This window comes from Rahnella woolbedingensis, from assembly GCF_003602095.1.
Taxonomy (GTDB): domain Bacteria; phylum Pseudomonadota; class Gammaproteobacteria; order Enterobacterales; family Enterobacteriaceae; genus Rahnella; species Rahnella woolbedingensis.
In genome coordinates this window covers 1-18,924 of sequence record NZ_RAHH01000035.1, presented here as the reverse complement: position 1 = coordinate 18,924, position 18,924 = coordinate 1, and the positions used below count along the sequence as shown (strand labels likewise).

Annotated in this window: 14 protein-coding genes; all 14 read left to right on the top strand. The window is 54.7% G+C overall.

The window, feature by feature from the left end; genetic code table 11:
• Window positions 1-2: 2 nt before the first annotated feature.
• The 14 genes from D6C13_RS22160 (at window position 3) to D6C13_RS22095 (ending at window position 18,838) form a co-directional block, all read left to right on the top strand.
• Entirely contained in the window at window positions 3-1,208 is a 1,206-nt protein-coding gene (locus D6C13_RS22160; RefSeq protein ID WP_120134844.1) for a hypothetical protein, read from the top strand.
• Window positions 1,205-4,594 carry an ImcF-related family protein gene (locus tag D6C13_RS22155; protein WP_244212742.1) on the top strand — a complete coding sequence of 1,130 codons (3,390 nt, stop codon included), beginning with the start codon at window positions 1,205-1,207 and terminating at the stop codon, window positions 4,592-4,594. Before D6C13_RS22160 ends, D6C13_RS22155 begins: the two co-directional genes overlap by 4 nt.
• Window positions 4,591-6,198 carry a type VI secretion system protein TssA gene (tssA, locus tag D6C13_RS22150; protein WP_120134843.1) on the top strand — a complete coding sequence of 536 codons (1,608 nt, stop codon included), beginning with the start codon at window positions 4,591-4,593 and terminating at the stop codon, window positions 6,196-6,198. The genes D6C13_RS22155 and tssA overlap by 4 nt, the downstream gene beginning before the upstream one ends.
• Before the next feature lie 16 nt (window positions 6,199-6,214).
• Window positions 6,215-6,862: a DUF2726 domain-containing protein gene (locus tag D6C13_RS22145; RefSeq protein WP_244212741.1), complete on the top strand. Its 648-nt coding sequence runs from the start codon at window positions 6,215-6,217 to the stop codon at window positions 6,860-6,862.
• A gap of 27 nt (window positions 6,863-6,889) precedes the next feature.
• Window positions 6,890-8,659: a type VI secretion system baseplate subunit TssF gene (gene tssF / locus D6C13_RS22140; RefSeq protein ID WP_120134842.1), complete on the top strand. Its 1,770-nt coding sequence runs from the start codon at window positions 6,890-6,892 to the stop codon at window positions 8,657-8,659.
• Window positions 8,623-9,705, top strand: a complete 1,083-nt coding sequence (gene tssG, locus D6C13_RS22135) for a type VI secretion system baseplate subunit TssG (RefSeq protein ID WP_120134841.1) — start codon at window positions 8,623-8,625, stop codon at window positions 9,703-9,705. The genes tssF and tssG overlap by 37 nt, the downstream gene beginning before the upstream one ends.
• A 31-nt stretch (window positions 9,706-9,736) precedes the next feature.
• A complete protein-coding gene (gene tssJ / locus D6C13_RS22130) occupies window positions 9,737-10,261 on the top strand; it encodes a type VI secretion system lipoprotein TssJ (RefSeq protein ID WP_120134840.1) in 525 nt (174 codons plus the stop codon).
• A 4-nt stretch (window positions 10,262-10,265) separates the two neighbouring features.
• Window positions 10,266-12,788 (top strand): type VI secretion system Vgr family protein, encoded by a 2,523-nt coding sequence (locus tag D6C13_RS22125; protein WP_120134839.1) that lies wholly within the window; start codon window positions 10,266-10,268, stop codon window positions 12,786-12,788.
• Window positions 12,788-14,068, top strand: coding sequence for a VRR-NUC domain-containing protein (locus D6C13_RS22120; RefSeq protein WP_120134838.1), 1,281 nt, complete (start codon window positions 12,788-12,790; stop codon window positions 14,066-14,068). The genes D6C13_RS22125 and D6C13_RS22120 overlap by 1 nt, the downstream gene beginning before the upstream one ends.
• Window positions 14,069-14,077: 9 nt before the next feature.
• Window positions 14,078-15,292, top strand: a complete 1,215-nt coding sequence (locus D6C13_RS22115; protein WP_120134837.1) for a DUF3396 domain-containing protein — start codon at window positions 14,078-14,080, stop codon at window positions 15,290-15,292.
• A gap of 131 nt (window positions 15,293-15,423) precedes the next feature.
• A complete protein-coding gene (gene tssE, locus D6C13_RS22110; RefSeq protein WP_120134836.1) occupies window positions 15,424-15,873 on the top strand; it encodes a type VI secretion system baseplate subunit TssE in 450 nt (149 codons plus the stop codon).
• Between the two features lie 54 nt (window positions 15,874-15,927).
• Complete coding sequence (locus D6C13_RS22105) at window positions 15,928-16,395, top strand: hypothetical protein (protein WP_120134835.1); 468 nt, start codon at window positions 15,928-15,930, stop codon at window positions 16,393-16,395.
• Between the two features lie 55 nt (window positions 16,396-16,450).
• On the top strand, window positions 16,451-17,836 hold the full coding sequence (locus tag D6C13_RS22100; RefSeq protein ID WP_120134834.1) for a VasL domain-containing protein: 1,386 nt from the start codon (window positions 16,451-16,453) through the stop codon (window positions 17,834-17,836).
• 168 nt (window positions 17,837-18,004) lie between these two features.
• Window positions 18,005-18,838, top strand: a complete 834-nt coding sequence (locus D6C13_RS22095) for a DUF4087 domain-containing protein (RefSeq protein WP_120134833.1) — start codon at window positions 18,005-18,007, stop codon at window positions 18,836-18,838.
• The last annotated feature ends 86 nt before the right edge of the window (window positions 18,839-18,924 follow it).

Sequence of the window (18,924 nt, the reverse complement as noted above, 5' to 3'; positions counted from 1 at the left end):
TCATGCCGGTGTATCTGGATGAGGTCCCTGATGAAGCGCCCAGAATAAAACGGCCCGGCACAAAAAAATGGCTTGGGTGCCTGGCGTTTTTTATCGTGATCGGCTGTGTATTGTCTTTCTGGTTATGGACTTCTTCGAGAGAAGGGCTGGTTTTCTGGCTGACAGCGTTAGGGTTGCCGTTTTGTCTTTGGGGGTTGTGCGCAGGACTTCGCCGTTGTAGCTATAAGGCCGATCAAGTCTGGGCTGAGTCATGGAATGAAGAGCGGGCGCGCCTGTTAAAAGAAGAAATTACACGTGGGCAGCGCAAAGCCTGGGTGATTGTTTCCGGTGTGATGACTCAGGCCGGAAACAGCGCGGAGAAATTGTCGTCCGCCATTGCATCTTCCTCACCAGTGTTGCAAATGCAGAAGCCGAGAGCGGGTGGTGTACCCGTGCGGCATTCCAGAATGCCGGGGTTTCAGGACCAACAGGAGCCAGCAGAGTTTGAAGGCGCCATTAAAGCACTGCTTAACCAGATAACCCTCCCGCTCGGAAAAATGCCGGTGGATATGCCTTGCTGGCTAATGACGGATTGCAATGTAAAAAACCTGCCAGATGCCGATCGTCGAATCGCCGAAATCATCTCATCGTATACGGACCGCACCTTTATGCCGCTTCAGGGCAAGGGGTTTATCGCGCTGGACCGTTGGCTTGATAACGTCTGGCGAAAACCAGCCTTACTGCTGAATATCAGCGCGGTGATCCGGGATAAACCTCATGAAGGTGGGGGTGAAGCACTCACGCTCACGCTGATGCTGAACCGGGAACACCCGGAGTACCCGGATGCCGTGCGGCTGCATCGTCCGGAGAAGAATAAAAGTGCTTCCCTGACAAAAACGCTTTCACGGGCTTTGCTATGGGGGCCATTGCCACCGGAAGATGTGACAGGAAGCTGGATAACAGGGCCGGAACTGGCTCAGGGCGGAAAGTGGAATACCGCGTGTGAAGAAAATGGGCTGACAATAAACATGACGCAAGATCATAAGAATATTGATGATTTCATTGGTTATACCGGCTCTTGTGCACCGTGGATCGCTGTGGCTCTGGCAGCAATATTTGCCCGTTCAGGAAAGCCACAGGTTATGGCAGTAGAAACCGCGACAAATGGAATCTGGATCGCCGGCGTGACGCCCGGAAATAATGCAGGGATAACTCAGGACTCATTGTGAAAGTAAAAACACTCATCGGAAGTATTATCCTTACGCTGATCTTTCTGATCGCCATTTTCGCTTATTTCTTTATGGCATTGCCTGAAAAAATGGCCGGGTGGACAGGTATTGGTCCGCTCGAACGTGCCCAGATACTGACGAGTAGCTTGGCAATTGTTGTCCTTGTCACGCTGACCGGTTGGCTGCTGGAAAAGTTATTCCACCGTGCAGGAAAATCAGGCGTCAGAGTCACTTTTGCTCAGAATAAGCAACAATCAGACTCTGCCAGCGAAGAGCCTCTTAAACTGGATAGTCAGAGCGCAGATCCTAAAGCAGGTATTGCGGAGTTGGTCGATCACCTCCGCCTGCGCTATGGCCGCCGCTGGAAGTCAAAAGTGCGCCATCTGCTGGTGCAGGGCTCGGATGACAATATCGAAAGCGTTGTGCCAGGACTGGGACGTGACCACTGGCAGGAAAGCGACGGCATTGTGCTTATCCACGGTGGCGCGCCGGAAGAGGTGCTGGACGGTGAATTTATCGGCGCCCTTCATCAGGTGCGCAGTCAACGTCCGCTGGACGGTATCGTACAGGTGATGAATATGGCATCACTGCCGGATGCGGCCATGCAGGACAGGCTTATCCGCAGCCGTCAGAAGTCCGATGCGCTGCTGGGCTGGCAGGCACCTGTCTGGCTGTGGTGGGTCTGTGAAGAAGCGTGGCCCCTCGAAGGCGAGGGCGTTCCGGCCACAGGTGCGTTGTTTGGGTCAGGCGCGGTGGCTGATGATGCCATGGTGTCACTGAAGGCACTTTCCGCCCGTTTGCGGCAGCGCGGCACGGCTGAGCTGTTAAACAATACGCGTCACAACTGGCTGCTGCGTTTGTCGGAAAGTCTGCGCGGCAAGCTCAGGCAACAGCTGGTGCCGCTCGTGAAAAACCTGATGCAGGGTCCGGCACCGTACCGCCTGCGCGGCATGATGTTCAGCCCGGTATTGCAGGGTGCGGCTACCGTACCTCACGCCCGTCTGGTGCCGCCAGCCTGGCAGGAACTGGAAGCGGACAGCCTGTTTGCCCATCCCCGCAAGATTGGCTTCCATTGGCAAAAAGTCGTGCGTCTGATGCTGCTCGCGGTGGTCCTGCTGTGGGGCGCGGGTACGTTGCTTTCTCTGGTGGTGAACCGCGCGCAGATTTACCGGGCGCAGGAAACCGCCCGCGTGGCGGCCGATACCCAACAATCGTTAACGGAGCGCCTGCGCAACCAGCTTATTCTTCAGCAGGCTATCGCGCGGTTGCAAAACCGTGAAGCGACGGGGGCTCCGTGGTACACCCGCTTTGGGCTCAATCAGGACACCGACACGCTGAACGCCCTCTGGCCACTGTATGCCCGCAATAACCAGTTACTGATGCGTGATGCATTGGCAGGGCAGCTTCACCAGCAGCTGAATGCTTTTGTGCAGTTGCCGCCGGCCAGTGAGACGCGGATACAACAAACACAACCAACCTACAGCCTGCTCAAAGGTTATCTGATGCTGGCCCGCCCTGATAAAGCTGACCCTAACTGGCTGGCGGCCAATATGCTCAAGGCATGGCCGAAACGCGCCGGCGTACCGGATGCCGCGTGGCAAACTCAGGCACCTAAACTGCTGGGCTTTTACGCGCAGAGCCTGCCGTCACATCCTGAGTGGAAGATTAAGCCGGATGCTGAGCTGGTCAGCACGGTACGCCAGATTTTGCTCAAACAAATTGGTCAGCGGAATGCGGAATCCGGGCTCTATCAGGAAATGCTTAACCACATTGCCCACAACTGGCCGGATTTAACCCTCACTGACATGATTGGTGATACCGATGCGTCCACCCTGTTCAGTTCTGAAGAAGTGGTGCCGGGGATGTTCTCCCGTCAGGCGTGGGAAGAGCAGGTTCAGGGGGCGATTGATGACGTGGTGAAAACCCGTCGCGATGAAATTGACTGGGTGCTGACCGATAAAACCCATCAGGCAGAGAGCGATATCTCACCAGAAGCGCTGAAACAACGGCTGACAGAGCGTTACTTCACCGATTTCGGTAATGCCTGGCTCAATATGGTGAACAGCATTCACTGGCAGAAAGCGGGTTCGCTCTCTGAGGCCATTGCGCAACTTAACCTGCTGGCGGATGTGCGTCAGTCACCGTTGGTGGCCTTGATGAACACCCTGGCCTGGCAGGGTAAAACCGGTGCGAAAGAGGAAGCGCTGGCTGATACGCTGGTGGATTCGGCGAAAAAACTGATCGGCCGTAAAAAGAATGCGCAGCAGTTTATTGACCAGGCGCAGGGGCCGCGTGGGCCGCTGGACGGGGTCTTTGGACCACTGACCGGCCTGATGACGGGAAAAGACGGTACCGGCAACAACGGCAACCTGAGCTTCCAGTCGTGGCTGGCCCGTGTGACACAAGTGCGTCTCAAGCTGCAACAGGTCACCAGCGCGCCGGATCCCCAGGCGATGGCACAGATGCTGGCGCAAACCGTGTTTCAGGGCAAGGCCATTGACCTGACCGACACCCGCGACTACGGCAGTCTGGTGGCCGCGAGCTTAGGTCAGGAGTGGAATGGGTTTGGCCAGGCACTGTTTGTTCAGCCGCTGGATCTTGCGTGGCGTCAGGTGTTAGCACCGGCGGCAGGCAGCCTGAACGCCCGCTGGCAAAGCACTATTGTCTCACAGTGGAACACAGCGTTTGCCGGGCGTTATCCGTTTAAAGCGACAGGCAGTGATGCCTCGTTGCCTCTGCTGGCACAGTTCCTACGCAGTGACTCCGGGCGTATTACCACGTTCCTGAAAACTAACCTTGGAGGCATCTTGCATCAGGAAGGCAGCCACTGGGTGGTCGATCCCGCCGCAAGTCAGGGCATGACCATTAACCCGGCATTCCTTGCCGCCATCAACCAGCTTGCCGATATCTCGGATGTGGTGTTTGCTCAGGGCGACGCGGGCGTGCATTTCGAGCTGATGGCGCGCCCGTCGCGCGATGTCGCCCGTGTGCAGCTGACGGTCGATGGTCAGCAACTGGATTATTTCAACCAGATGGAAAGCTGGCAGAGCTTTACCTGGCCGGGGAATACCTATTATCCGGGCGTCGATTTGAGCTGGCGCACCGTCAACACTGAAACGCGTCTGTATGAGAATGCTCAGGGTAACTGGGGTCTGATCCGCCTGCTGGATAAAGCGCTGGTCACTCCACTGGACAGCAGCCGTACGCAACTGGTGTGGATAACTCCAGATGGCAACCCGTTAAAATTTATTCTGCGCAGTGAACTGGGCGATGGCCCGCTTGCATTGTTGAAACTACAAGGCTTCCAGCTGCCGGAAAGCATTTTTACTGTCGACCCGGCGAGTTCGGGTGACGCTATGTTGTCAAACCAGGGACAGGAAAAATGACATCACCCCGAGAACTATTAAGCCAGTGTGCCCGCGGTGCGCAGCAGCACTCGCAGCTGACCGAGCAGGCACGTAGTGCTGCGTCCCTCTGGGATAGCTGGTTACGGCCGATAGGCGCAGGCAGCGGCGTGGGCGATGACCCCTCGTATGATGACGACTTCCAGTCGATGCGCGACGAGATCAACAAACTCTCTGGCACCAACGCCGACACGCTGTGCCAGCTGGCGGAGAAAATCCTTTGCCACACGGCAAAAGATTTGCGGGTGATCACCTGGTATCTGCAAGCCCGCCTTAGCCTTGAGGGTGAAAAGGGACTGGCGGAAGGCATTTTATTATTGGCCGCCGCGATCACCCGCTACGGGGAGTCAGTGTATCCCGTACGGCCCAATGCCCGGAAAGCCGCACTGGAATGGTTAAACGGCGCGAAAGTGCTGGACAGCCTGGCGTTGTGGCCCGAGGTCACCCAAAAGGATGCCGGACTGACGGCCGGTGCGCTGTGTCTGCTGGAAGATGCTGTGGCGGGATGGCCGGACAATGAGAGGCCGTCTTTTGCCGGACTGTGTCAGGCGCTGGATACGCGATTGGCGCGGTCAGGCGGAACCGACGCCATGGTGCCGCAAAACAGCAGCGAACAGGGAACGGCGGAACGCACCGGTGCGCCATTTTCCCCGCAGCTGACCACCATCCAGTCGGGCCGCGACCTGTTGGATCAGTCGAAACTGCTCGCACAATGGTTAGGGGAACAGCCGCAGGGGTGGCTCGCCTCACACCGTCTAATGAAGAGCGTTCGCTGGGACACGGTCAGCGAAATCCCTCCGCTCGATGCCAGCGGGCGTACGCGTTTAACGCCCCCCAAGCCTGACCATCACGCCCTGTTAAAACGCCTGTACCGGCACCAGAGCTGGACAGAGTTGGTTGAGCAGGCCAGCGAGATGTACTGCCGGGGTGTAAGCCACTTCTGGCTTGATTTGCAGTGGTACCTTTGGCAAGGGCTGACCCGTGCGGGGCAACCGTGGGACGCCTGGGCTGATTATATTGTTTACGATTTGCGACTGTTCCTCAAACGCATGCCGGGGCTGGAAACGCTGGCCTGGAGTGACGGCTCGCCTTTCGCCGATGAAGTGACGCTGAGCTGGATAGCGGAAAAAGTGAATGATGACATGTCAGGCTTTGGGGGAGAGGCGGTCGCCGCCGCAGAAAGCCAGGGTGAGGAGATACTGGCCCTGGAAACTGAAGCGATGGAAAAGGGCGACAGTGACGGCCCGGAGGCCGCGCTGGCCTGGTTGCAAAACCGCCCCGGCATGGCGTCGCGGCGCAGCCGATGGTTATTGCGTTTACTGATGGCACGCGTCGCCGAGCAGTATGGGCGCAACGATATGGCGTTACATCTGTTGGGTGAGCTGACCGCCAGCGCGCCACGTCTCACCCTCACTGACTGGGAGCCCGCCCTGTTGTTTGAGGTGCAGGCGCGCCGCCTCAAGCTGCTGCGGATGAAAGCCAGCCGCAGCGAATCAGAGAAAACCCGGCTGATCCCCGAAATGGAGTCCTTACTGGCGGCGCTCATTTCAATTGACCCTGCACGTGCAGTGGTACTTTGTAACTAACCAGAAGGACGACGGTATGGATGTTTTATTCTGGGTGGTTGTTAGCTTTGGAGCGGGTATTTGGGTTGGCGCCCAGCAGACAAGTCGGAAGCGTGGGCCGGTTCGAAAAGCCTCGAATGACAAGGTCAAGCAGGCGCGGATACCCGCAGTTGCCCAAACTCCAGCACCACCTTCAGGGAGATACCGACATTCCCGCTGGGAAGATAAAAATGATTTGTTCTGGGGAATGATGGATATGGGCGTCATTTTGGAAAACAGACAATATCTGACCACGCCAACTGAAAGGGATTATCTTAAAAAGCTCGAAGAGTGGTTTGGTCACTACTGCGCTATCTCCTGTCAGGTCAGCCCCGGCCGTTTCCTTAAATTTCCTGAGCAGGATAATTTCAGCGATGAAGAGCGGGCCCGCTTTTTCACTCAGTTTAACGCGATGTCCGTCGATTATGTGCTGGTCTCCCGTAAGAACAATAAGATCATTTGTATCATCGAGCTTGATGATAAAAGTCATGAACAGGAAGATCGCATTGCCCGCGATAAACGTCTGGAACAGTTGTTTGACATGGCTGGAGTACCGTTACTCCGTGTTTCTGTCAATAACATGAATACCATTCCTCCCGTATGGGAACGCCGTAAGGCTGTTGAAGCAAGAATGGGAACCCAATGAATCTTTACTTTTTGAGTGCCTTCGCCCATGGATGATTTAACCCTACGCTATTACGAAGCAGAAATGCGCTATTTGCGCGAGGCTGGTAAAGAATTCTCCCGCGCTCACCCGGACCGGGCAGCCATGCTGAATCTGGATAAAGCCGGTGCGCGCGACCCGTACGTCGAACGCATGTTTGAAGGATTTGCCTTCCTGATGGGGCGACTGCGTGAAAAACTTGATGACGATTTGCCGGAGCTGACCGAAGGGCTGGTGAGTTTGTTGTGGCCGCATTACATGCGCACTATTCCGTCGCTTTCCATTGTTGAGTTTGCGCCGGACTGGCGTCAGTTGCGCCAATCGGAAGTGCTGCCCGAAAACTTCTCTATATTGTCGCGTCCGGTAGGACCCGGGAAAACCACCTGCCAGTACAGGACTACGCGGGAAATCGCCCTTCATCCACTGCATCTGGCGGATGCGCGCTTGCAAATTGAACCCGATGGTCGGGCCGCGATACGCTTGCGCTTTGATTGCAACGAGAACGTGGACTGGAGCAAAACGGGGATTGATAAAGTATCCCTTTATCTCAACGGCGACAGCCCGGTGGCCTGTGCGCTGCATCTGGCGCTGACCCGCCGCGTGCAGGCCATGTATGCCCGCCATGCCAGCACACGAGGTGAACGCGTGCATTTTGATGGCTGGTGTAAGCCCATGGGTTTTGATGACGTTGACCGGCTGTGGCCAAAAGGCGAGTCGTCCTTCAGTGGTTACCAGCTCCTGCTGGAATATTTCAGTTTCCGTCAGAAGTTTATGTTTGTTGAGCTCCGTGGCCTGGAGCGTATCGGGCTAACCCTGGGTTCTGCCTGGTTTGAAATTGACATGGTGCTGGACGAGGGCTGGCCGTCGGACATGCCGTTTGACAGCGAAAACTTCCGCCTGCACTGCGCACCTGTTATCAATCTGTTCACGCTCGAAGCTGACCCGCTGACGCTCAATCCGCTGGAAAATGAATACATGCTGCGGCCATTGCGCGTGCAGGACGGGCATACCGAGATTTACAGCGTGGACACACTTCACGGCGCGGTAAAAAACGGCAAACACCCGTATGTGCCTTTTACCAGCTTTCGTCACCGTGGCGGCATGATGCGGCACGATGCCCCGGAGCGTTACTTTCACACCCGTGTGAAACGCGGTCCGTCAGGCATGCATGATACCTGGCTCATCCTCGGGGGCCGCTCCTTTGAAATAGAACAACTGGCCAAAAAGCCGGAATCGCTTTCAATGCGCATTACCGGCACCAATGGTCAGCTGCCGCGAAAATCGCTGGAGAGTACCTTGCTCGACCGCGTGGTGAAGGCCGGTAAGGTACCGGTGAAAGTGCTAAACCTGACTGCCCCGAGCCTGCCGCTGTATCCGCCCGCCCATGACCGTTTCCATTGGCGGGTCATGAGTCACCTGGGGTCAAACTTCCTCAGTATGATGGATAACCCGGAAGTGTTGCGCGGGACGCTGGCGTTGTATGACTGGACGGATGATGAGATGAACCGCCGTCGCCTTGAAGCCATTGTGGCGGTGAAACACACCCTGATCCGCCGTTTCGAGAAGGGTTTCATGCTGCGCGGGGTGAACATTGAAGTCACGCTCAATGCTGACAATTTTGCCGGAGAGGGCGATGTGAACCTGTTTGGTGAGATGTTGCACCGTTTCTTCGCCCTGTATGCCGATATCCACCTTTTCAACCAACTCACGCTGGTTCTGCAACCCACAGGAAAACGACTGCAATGGAAAGAAATTCACAGCCAGCACGTTCCGGGCTAACCGAGGCGCTGGGGCCGGACATCTGGCGGGTCAATTTTTACCGCTTCTGTCAGTTACTCGAGCAGGAGAACCCGCAGGCACCGTTACTCGGCACCACTGACCGTCCTTCCACCGATCCGGTTCGCTTTCGTCCGTGGCCGGGAATGGGCTTTCCCGTCAGCGAACTGCGGGCCGTGGAGACCGACGAGGAGAGTCCGCAGTTGCCGCCGACGGTGCGTACCACGTTTCTCGGCATGTATGGGGTGGATTCCCCCTTGCCCACGGCGTATCTGGATGATATTGCCCAGCGGAGGGACGGTTACGAAGCGACCACGTCTTTTCTCGATATCTTCAGCCACCGTATCACGACGCAGTATTACCGCATCTGGCGCAAATACGCCTATCCGGTGACCTTTGAGGCCGGAGGCGTGGACGACACCTCGCAGTGTCTTTTAGGGCTGGTCGGATTGGGGATCCCCGGCACGGCAGAGCAGGTGGCCACGCCGGTATCCCGTTTTCTGGCGCTCCTGGGGACCATGCGGTTGCCCACCCGCAATGCCGAGGGTATTCAGGCGCTGGTCAACCTGTTGGCACCGGAAACCCGGGCGACGGTGACCCCGTATGACCCGGTAAAAGTCCACATCGACCAGCGCAGCGGCCTGGGTAAACATAATCGGGTCGCCCTGTCACAGCGGGCAACGCTGGGTAAGACCGGTAAAGAAGCCTGTAGCCGGGTGCTGCTGACGCTGGCGACGGATAACCGGGCCGAGGCGGAGGGCTGGTTGCCGGGTGGTCAGTTGCACACCGATCTGATGGTGTTGCTGCGGGTGTATCTCGGCTATCGCTCGGACGTGCGTCTGCGGCTCACGGTGCCGGTCAGCGTCTTGCCGGAACCCCGGCTCGGGCAAAAACGTCGAATTCAGCTTGGGCGCACCGGCCTGTTGGGGTTGAGAAATGGACAACTCAGTAATCACCGCAGTCACCTGACGGTGAATCTCGGTTGCTATGAAGGCCTCACCTGTACCTCGCTGCCTCCTGCAAAGGATGGCGGTTACCGCTTTGAATGATCACCGCGTTTATTCTGAAAGGAACCTCTGAATGACATTCGCTAATTTACGACAGACCGCCATGCTTGCCTTTTGCTGTCTGCTGACAGGCTGTGGTCTGACGCAGACCGTGACCGACGGGACGGTCAACGTCACCAAATCCATTTTTTACAAAAAAGTGAAAACCCTGCACCTGGATTTCGAGCCGCGGGCAGCCATCAATGCGGATGGGGCTCAGACACCGTTGGCCACCATGGTGCGGGTCTATCAGCTTAAAGACCGTAAAAACGTTGAGGCGTCGGACTATTCAAAACTGTTGCGTGACGCGGACACGGTGCTCAAAGACGATGTGTTGGTCTCAAAATCGCTGCTGGTAATGCCCAAGGGCAGCGTCACGCTCAATATGCCGATGGACGAGAATGCCCAATTTGTAGCAGTGGTGGCGCTGTTCAATCGCCCGGACATGAAGAACAACACCTGGCGTCTGGTGCTGACCCGCGATGATCTTGACCCGGATAAGGCCCGAATCATTGAGCTGGGTGATGGCTCTCTGACCCTGGTGCCCGTAAAGGAGTAATCACATGGAAGACTGGTCAGCCCTGTTTGACGGGCAATCGCGGTATCAGTTGGAGATAAACGACAGTCCGGTTGTGCCGGACGTGCTCAATTTTCGCGGACGCGATGCGCTTAATACGCCATTCTTCTGGCGTATCGAATTCACCAGCCCGCTGTCGAATATCCCGGCGACAGACCTGCTGCTTAAATACGCCAGCCTGCGGATGCGCAGCGGCAAGGTGGTGCACGGTATTATCACTGATTTTGAATGGCTCTCCACCACCGTTGACCAGTCGCACTACAGCGTGACGCTGTGTTCGCGGCTACACCTGCTGTCCCTGACCCGTCGCTGCGCGGTGTATCTGGATAAATCGGTGCCGGAAGTGGTGGAGCAGATACTGCGCTCACACGGGCTGGAAGGGTCGGATTTTGAATTTAAACTGGCGCGGACCTATCTGCCGCGTGAGCTTATCACCCAGTGGCGGGAAACCGACCTCGAATTTGTGCAACGCCTGTTGGCCGAAGTGGGTATCTGGTATTGCAGTGAGATGAATGACGTCACCGGACTGGACGCGGTGGTGTTGGCCGACAGCCAGCAGGCGTATCAGTTTGGCGTTACGCTACCGTGCCGGGAGCCCGCCGGATTGTTCGACGGCGCAGCGGAGTTGGTCTGGAGCGTGCGCGCCTGGTACGACGCGGTGACCGGGCAGGTCAGCACCCGCGACTATAACTACCGCACCGCCACCACGCCGATGGACTCCCGCGTGACGGCGCGCAATAACGCCGTCACTACGGGTGAGCATTACCGTTATATCGGCCCGTACCTTGAGGCGGGGGATGACACCACCTCAGAGCCTGAAACCGAAAGCGGGGCATTCTATGCCCGGCTTCACCATGAGCGCGAACTGAATAAGTCCGTCCGCCTGCACCTGTTCAGTAATGCGTCACACCTTTCCCCCGGTCAGGTGTTGGAAACGCCGGGCAGCCCACTGACGGCGCTCAAAGAGGGGATGCTCATTACGCTGACCACTTACCGGGCATCACGTGATTCGCGCCTGCAGGTGTCGGCGTGGGGCATGCCGTATAGCGAACAGTTCTGTTTCAGGCCGCCCGAGATTTCTCGTCCCGTCATGTACGGTTCACTGCCGGCCCGTATTGAAAGCTGCGAGCCGCACGACACGTATGCCCATCTGGACCGGCTGGGCCGTTACCGGGTGAAGCTGGATTTCAGCCGTGAAGACGCAGAGCCGGGCTACGCCTACCTGTGGGTGCGGATGGCAAAATCTTATGCCGGAGAAACACACGGCTGGCACACGCCGCTGATTGACGGCACCGAAGTGGGCATCTTGTTTGACGGCGGAGACCCGGACAGGCCTTACATCGGCCATGCATTTCATGACGCCGAACATTCTGACGTGGTTAACCGCGACAACCGCAGCCAGAACATTTTGCGCACGGCGGCGGGTAATGAAATCAGGCTGGAGGATAAGCGCGGTGAGGAACATATTGTCCTGAATACCGAGTTTGGTAAAACTCAGCTCAGTCAGGGGCATATTGTTGACGGCCAGAATAAGCAGCGCGGCACGGGCTTTGAACTGCGCACCGACGAGTATGGCGTTATCCGCGTCGCCAAAGGGCTGTTTATCACCGCTGACGGTCAGAGCAAAGGCACGGGCGAGGTGCTGGATATGACCACCGCCTTACAAGAAATCGACGCCTGTCAGAACCAGCTCCAGCAGCTGGCCGCAGCAGCGCAGCAGGCGCAGGCGCTGGAAGCGGACATCGCCAGTCAGAGAGCGATGTTCAGTCAGCGGTTAAAACCGCTGAACGTGATACTCCACCTCTGCGCCCCGCAGGGCGTGGCGTTGGCCAGCGGCGAACACCTGCAACTGTCTGCTAAAGAAAACGTCGCCATAAACGCCGGTGGTGATATCAGCGCCGGGGCGATGGGCAACATTGCCGGTCTGGCAGGTAAGCAGGTGGGTCTGTTTGCGCGCACGGGCAAACTGAGCGTGATATCCGGTGAAGGTCCTGTGGTCATGCAGGCACAGAACGGTGCGATGCACTTATCGGCGGAGCAAAAGCTGAGCCTGGTCTCGGCGGCGGATATGCTGTTTGCGGGCAAGAAGAAGGTTACCCTGACAGGCGGCGGCAGCTACGTGATTATCGACGCCGGAAAAGTGGAGTACGGCACGGCGGGGACGTATACACGCAAGATAAAGCGGACGACGACGACCGGCAAGGCGACGATGGCGGTCACAATGCCAAAAATGGGCACAGCAAATATCTACTCCGCTATTTATCAGTTACAAGATAAAAACGGCAAGATACTGGTTGATACGCCCTACAAAATCACCACGCCATCAGGACAGACAGCCACAGGATTTACCGACGATAAAGGTTACTCTGTACCTATTTACACTCGCCAGGCAGAGGACGCTGAACTGCATATTTTGAACAAAATACCTCAGCCGGAAGAGACGATGTGGTTTATTGGTGAAACCGATACCCAACAACTGGAAACTGAACTCAGGGAGGTGAAATCATAATGGAACTGCCCGATACGCCGACAGGTACACCCGATATCCCCACCGGGGCAAATAATAAAGCCTGGGACTGCACCACGACGGGTGTGGAGATGGTCGAAAAGCCGTCACGTCTGCCCACCACCGAAAACCGCCAGTACATGCATCTCAAGGCGGAATACGCCATGCGTTTTCCGCAATTGTCAGCAACGGTTAGCAGTAAAGGTAAAACCTACCAGATGAGCCTAAAGCAGCTGATCATGAGTGGGCTTATCCGCGCCGATGAAATTGCCCGTGATTACTATTGGTACTACAAAGCTGAAGTCGCGTTTGATATGCGGACTACCCCACCTCGACCTTTTCTCAGCAGTTCACTGCTGGGTAATGGTGCAGGCCGCCGTCATACGCTGAATCCGTTCCCGGTGCCGGGAAAGGGTATATATCGCCGCCCGGATATCATTATTGTTAAGAACAAAGAGGATCGTTGGCCAGGACTGGCAGGGCTGGACACCGAAGGCCAAATGCACGGCGACAATCTGGCCAGACTAGTAGAGGTTAAGTTTCCGAGGGATACGCTTGGCCTTGATCAGTATGAGGAGTACCTGCTTATCGTAGGAAGTAATAGGTCGCGCATGACTATTTTGGAGATCCACGACTGCCGACCGGAAGAGCAGCAGTGGGTTGATCAGGTGGTGAATGTCACGATGAAAGCCTGGAAGACCAGCGGGGCGAAATACTGGCCACTGTTTCTCTACCCGCCGATTTTTATGCCCCGTCCGCCTTCCACACCGGTTGCAGCGAAGATCGAACCCTGGACTTATGCCCGCAAAACCGTCGCAGACTTGAGTGAAGGCGCGATAAACGGCGTTGCTGAAGGTTGGAATGCACTATCCAAAGAAATGCAGCAAAAGTTGAGTTCGGCGGCAAGTTGGTTAAATGACAGCGGTGAATGGGTTTATCAGCAAGGTAGCCAGGCCTGGGTGTGGGTCAGTCAAACAGGGAAAGTTGTACAATCCTGGACCAATGCTCAGATTAAAGCCGCGTGGGCAGAAATACAGCGCGCCACGGATATGACGCTCGACATGCTGAAACAGGTGGACTGGGTACAGGTGCTGACCAATATCGGGAAAGCAGTAGGTATCGTTCTGGTGGTGGTGGTGATTGCAGCGGCGGTGGTTTATCTGGGTATCCCGGCGGCTATTATTGAAGCGTTTTTGATTATTGTCCGTCTGGCGATAACGGCCTGGGAAACACTGGCACTTATTCTCGGTGCCGGTGCAGCGGTAGAGTCCATGGCGTATTAAGGAGCAGGTATGGAATTACAGGATTTTGAGCTGAATTATATTGAGAAATGGTTACCGGAAGCCACAGTAAAGTACAAAGACGGAAACCCCGCGGTCAATCTCGGTCTGATTATTACCGTCTTTTTTAAAGACGGACATACGCAGGAAGTTCGTCGCAAGATGGTAGAGTGTGTGGATCGCTTTTATGCAGAATTTAAGCCACATCTGAAAAAAACGATCACCAAAAATTGGGTGGGTATTACTGAGAAGAATTACACCAAAAAGCGGCAGGAGATCCTCGACTCAACACCCGAAGAGATTTTTTCATGGTATCTGGGAAGCGCAGAGAAGGATTTTCTTGCTCCTGATTACAGTATTGCGGTTATGGGTAAAAGAGTCTTCCACAATGACAACAATCGGTCAGTAATTAAATTAACACTCCCACTGTCGCTACTGAAAGAACCCGACGGCAAAACACGCTATGAAGCTTGGATTATGTGGTTGTGTGACAGCTTCACAGTGGACAGCGGTCATGCGGGGCTGTCGCTCGTATTGCCTTATGCATTTGAACGTATGTTCCCCTATGAATTTACACTGGCTCAACGCTTTTCCGGTGTGATAGTGGATTCATTAGGTTTTCTCGATGGCGTCAATTCGACTGAAGGTCTAAAAAGTGCCTGCTGGTACACTATTTTGGGTGCTCAGTGGCTGGAAAAACTGGGGGGAACGGAAAGAGTAAAACACTGTTTAGCCAACACCCCTGAAATAAAACTGCTTGCCTATAACAACGGCGTGATCCTCAAAGCGGGTGAACTTCCGCCCCCGTTGGGGGAGATGAAAACCGAAGGTCTGCCGCCATTGTTGGTGAAGGTCAATCAGCTTATTCAGCCTGTTCGACAAGATGGGCATAACAGCCTGCACTTCTACTCCGAATACGAAAACCTGCAATTTGATAAAGAATCTTCAATGGCATGGTTTGCCCGTTTCGATGAAGCCAGCGCTTTGCTGGATAAGGACGATATCGGTAAATCCTACGAACCTGTGCGTATCACCCTCTGGACTGATGAAATTGCGCCCTACAGCGGACGTTGGGCTTCTATTGTCGAAGGCACGACCCAATATATCCAGACGCGTGAAGGGCAGAAGTTGCCAGAGTTTGAGGATAAATACGGCAAAAAACACCGTGCGTGTTGGTCTTTGCTAGAGCGGGATGATAAGGGAAGTGTATTTACATTAGCTGAGTAATGGTCTCGAGTGAGCTTTTTTTGTCATCTGCCATTACCAAGAGGGTGTATTTAATTAAGTTTTCTATTAATTATCCCAAACCAGATCCTTTCAGAAAGATGCTTTTATTACCCCCAGGGACAGGACTCGTAATGCCGCATAAAACCCCCTCTCTTTATGAAATGCTCACCGGTCACTTTACCGGTGGCCTCGAGCTGCATCAGGTCAGCGAACAGAATCAGATCATCCTGTCGGTTCTGGATAATATGCAGCGCATCCTCAACTGCCGGGCTGGTACGCTCAGCCATTTACCCGATTACGGCCTGCCTGATATGAGCAATATTTTGCAGGGGTTACCCGGCACCGCACACCAGTTGATGAGCACGTTGTCTGACGTATTACTCAAATACGAACCCCGCCTGAAAAGCATTGAAGTGGTGATGCAGGAACAGGCTATTCCCGGGGAGTTGCGCTATGCCATCGATGCCGAGCTCAAGGGTATCGGACTGGTGCGTTATGGCACCGATTTTATGCCGGAAGGGCGGGTATTGATCCGCCACCTCAGGCAGCAGAACTTCCTTGAACCACGCGACCTTGTGTAAAACGTATCAATGCGCTGCAAGCGCAGCGTTACTGTGTTCAGCAACAGGAAAATAATGTCAGCAAAAGCGCGATTTCTTAAAAAACTTCAGGAACAACCCTCTCACCGTGGCTCCTACGACACGAAATATGCAGCGGATATAGCTGAGTTTCAGCGTCGGACAGTTCAACTTCAGGACGACATGGCAACGTGGCTCACGGACACAGGAGTTAGCATTGAAAGCATACCGGTTTCAGTCGTTGAGCTGCTGGCAGGCGGAACAGCATTCAATGTCCAGGGGATCGTACTTGGCTATGAAAACCGAAAAGTAAAATTTACGCCGGTGTTTATGTACGGACAGGGCGTGACTGGGTGCGTGGAAGTTAGCCTTTATGTTGATGGAAGTGTGACCCCACTGTATCGACTGTTTATGCGTTCAGGTGAGGACGTCAACTGGACCTGGAGTTCGGCACGATCACCCACGGGGCGCAGAGGGTTCTGCGAGGACGTTTTTTTCGACATGATAGTGGATTTACTGCCCTAGCTAACAACCTGTCACGATGGATAATCCTCTTATATTTTTTAGGGATGAAATCTTTATGTACGATGCGAAACCCCGCCCAATAAGAACCGGTAGCGACCCACGGGCACTTCCCGATTTTGCGGCTCTGCGCGATGAGATGGGGAAGCTGACACACCCGGCACGCCCGGATATGAGCTGGAGCCAGGTTGAATCACTTGCTTTATCTTTGTTCGAACACAACGGCGTGGAGTTGCAAACTACCGCCTGGTACACCCTGGCTCGCAGCCATCTGGCTAGTGTCGCTGGGATGAACGAAGGCTTGGCGATTTTGAATGCGCTGGCCAGTCACCAGTGGGCGCTGATGTGGCCACAGCAGAATCATGCACGGGCGGAAATATTAAGTGGCTTGAGTCTGCGTTTGCAGAAGGTATTCCGTACTTTTTCTTTGCATTATGCTGATTTGGCGGATTTATACCAGAGCGAAAAGCTGCTGAATACGCTCAATGACACACTCAGTCGGCAGGAGCTGAAACAGGCCTGTCAGCTGGATGCGTTGAGCCGTCAGATTCATCTGGCACTGACGCGTCTGGAAAATAGTTCGCCGCAGGAACAAGCAATATCCGCAGTGGCGTTACCGCCGCAAGCGCTGGCAGCGCCGGCCTCAGCTGACCCGGTCAGCCAACTGGTGTATGTGATCCGCCCGGAGCCAGAGATCAATGTTGATGTGGTACATGAAACTCTCCCGCCGCGGTTGCCACAAAAAAAATGGCCGACGTTTATGGCGGGTGCGTTCTCCGCGCTAGTGATTGGCGGTATCACACTTTGGGGTTGGCAATATACACACCGGGAGGATCATGCGGCACAGGCCCTGGCGGCCTCTGTTACGTCATTGCCTACTTTGCTAACGGCTGAGCAGGCAGGGGCGCTGCGTCAGTCCGCAGGGATCAATCAGCAGGCCGCGGGATGGATAAAGCAGGCTTCTGCTCAGTTGGATATCCTTGCTGCGTTACCCCCTGACTGGGCGCAGGCGCATGGCAATCAGCTGTTTGCGCAGGCGCAGAGCCTGTGGCCGGAAAATCCGGCGGTGATCCCATTGAAAACTCGCTGGCAGCAGCAGGTCAGCATCAATGCTTTGCCTGAAAATGTGCTCACTGGCTGGCACGAGGGAATGCAGCAACTCCAGATCCTGACGGATAAACTGAACGCACTGGATGGGCAGAAAGACAAATACATCACCGTCAGTGAACTGAAATCTGCCGTATTTAGCATGACAAACAGTTTCCGGCAAACGGTGCCGGTCGAAGAACAATTGCGATTGCTGACAGATGCTTCCCCAACTAAGCCGCTGCAACCGGCGCAGGTGCAGCAGGTAGAACAGCATCTTAATACACTGATAACGCAGCTGGTGCAGAAAAAACAGCAGGGTGTCCGGGCAGCTAATTCACCGTTATCTGAGCCGTAGCGGTTGTCACCTGTGCCGAGCACCGGCTACGTGTAGCAATAAGCACAAGCTGGGTTCTGATAACGTGCGGGTGGTTGACATGGCGAATTATAAAACCAAGTGTTGACAAGTTTAGGATTAAACCCGGCAGTCTGTAAACCGGTTGCTCCAAAAAATTAAGGATATTAAATGCGATTATTTTATCTGACAGGCATGCTTTGCATCAGTTTTGTGATCTGGTGCTCCTCAGCCAATAGTGCAGAACGCCGCTGCGGTTGGTTTGAAAATCCGACTCCAGCCAATGCCACACTCACAGATCGTGATGGTACTTGGGAGATTGCGACTCAGGGGGGTTATCAGGCAGAAGGTGAGTGGCCCAGATTTGGCGACACTCAGTGGGTGCGTACCGGGAATGGGAATTACGGTTACGGTTGCGCATGCGTGACGGCTGATACGGATCAGCCCACTCATCGTATGAGTAATCTCACTAACGCAACGGCTCGTTCTCTCCGTGCCTGCCGTACAGACAAAACGTTGAAAGAACCACAGAACCCACTGGCTGAGTTACAACAGATGGTCAGGTATCAGGGCCGTGGATTCAGTTTTGATTATCCGAAAGGCTGGACAATAAAAAAAGAAAAACAATGTCTCAATATTAATAAACCTAGTCGACTGAAAAATGAAGAATATACATTAAATATTTGTGCTGAGCATGACTCTCTGGAGCAGGCGACCGATAGCATGATTTTTTATAAAGAGAATGGAGTCTGGACGCGGGAGGCCGGGATGGACCCTCCTAGCCCTGTTGATATTATTCAGGGGGCCGGTTGGAAAGGAATGCAAACGACTCAGACGTGCGGTATCAGTGATGAAGAAACGGGTTTCCATGCTGCGGGAGGAATATGTTTCATGGCAATTGTTTATAATTCTCAAACACAATTATTATTTGATACGGTAGGTTTTTACCAAGATTTTGATGTTATCAATGCAATAGTTCAGTCCATTAAATTTAGCGCTAAATAACCTCCGTGACTGAACCGCTCCGGTTTTCCTGGAGAGTATTTTGCCTGAGTGATCAGGCTGCCACTTCCCGGTTGTTCAGTGAAGCG

Bases quoted from the DNA above. Each gene is read 5' to 3' on its own strand.
- D6C13_RS22160 (WP_120134844.1), top strand. From the start codon at position 3: ATGCCGGTGTATCTGGATGAGGTCCCTGATGAAGCGCCCAGAATAAAA.
- tssA (WP_120134843.1), top strand. From the start codon at position 4,591: ATGACATCACCCCGAGAACTATTAAGCCAGTGTGCCCGCGGTGCGCAG.
- D6C13_RS22145 (WP_244212741.1), top strand. From the start codon at position 6,215: ATGGATGTTTTATTCTGGGTGGTTGTTAGCTTTGGAGCGGGTATTTGG.
- tssF (WP_120134842.1), top strand. From the start codon at position 6,890: ATGGATGATTTAACCCTACGCTATTACGAAGCAGAAATGCGCTATTTG.
- tssG (WP_120134841.1), top strand. From the start codon at position 8,623: ATGGAAAGAAATTCACAGCCAGCACGTTCCGGGCTAACCGAGGCGCTG.
- tssJ (WP_120134840.1), top strand. From the start codon at position 9,737: ATGACATTCGCTAATTTACGACAGACCGCCATGCTTGCCTTTTGCTGT.
- D6C13_RS22125 (WP_120134839.1), top strand. From the start codon at position 10,266: ATGGAAGACTGGTCAGCCCTGTTTGACGGGCAATCGCGGTATCAGTTG.
- D6C13_RS22120 (WP_120134838.1), top strand. From the start codon at position 12,788: ATGGAACTGCCCGATACGCCGACAGGTACACCCGATATCCCCACCGGG.
- D6C13_RS22115 (WP_120134837.1), top strand. From the start codon at position 14,078: ATGGAATTACAGGATTTTGAGCTGAATTATATTGAGAAATGGTTACCG.
- tssE (WP_120134836.1), top strand. From the start codon at position 15,424: ATGCCGCATAAAACCCCCTCTCTTTATGAAATGCTCACCGGTCACTTT.
- D6C13_RS22105 (WP_120134835.1), top strand. From the start codon at position 15,928: ATGTCAGCAAAAGCGCGATTTCTTAAAAAACTTCAGGAACAACCCTCT.
- D6C13_RS22100 (WP_120134834.1), top strand. From the start codon at position 16,451: ATGTACGATGCGAAACCCCGCCCAATAAGAACCGGTAGCGACCCACGG.
- D6C13_RS22095 (WP_120134833.1), top strand. From the start codon at position 18,005: ATGCGATTATTTTATCTGACAGGCATGCTTTGCATCAGTTTTGTGATC.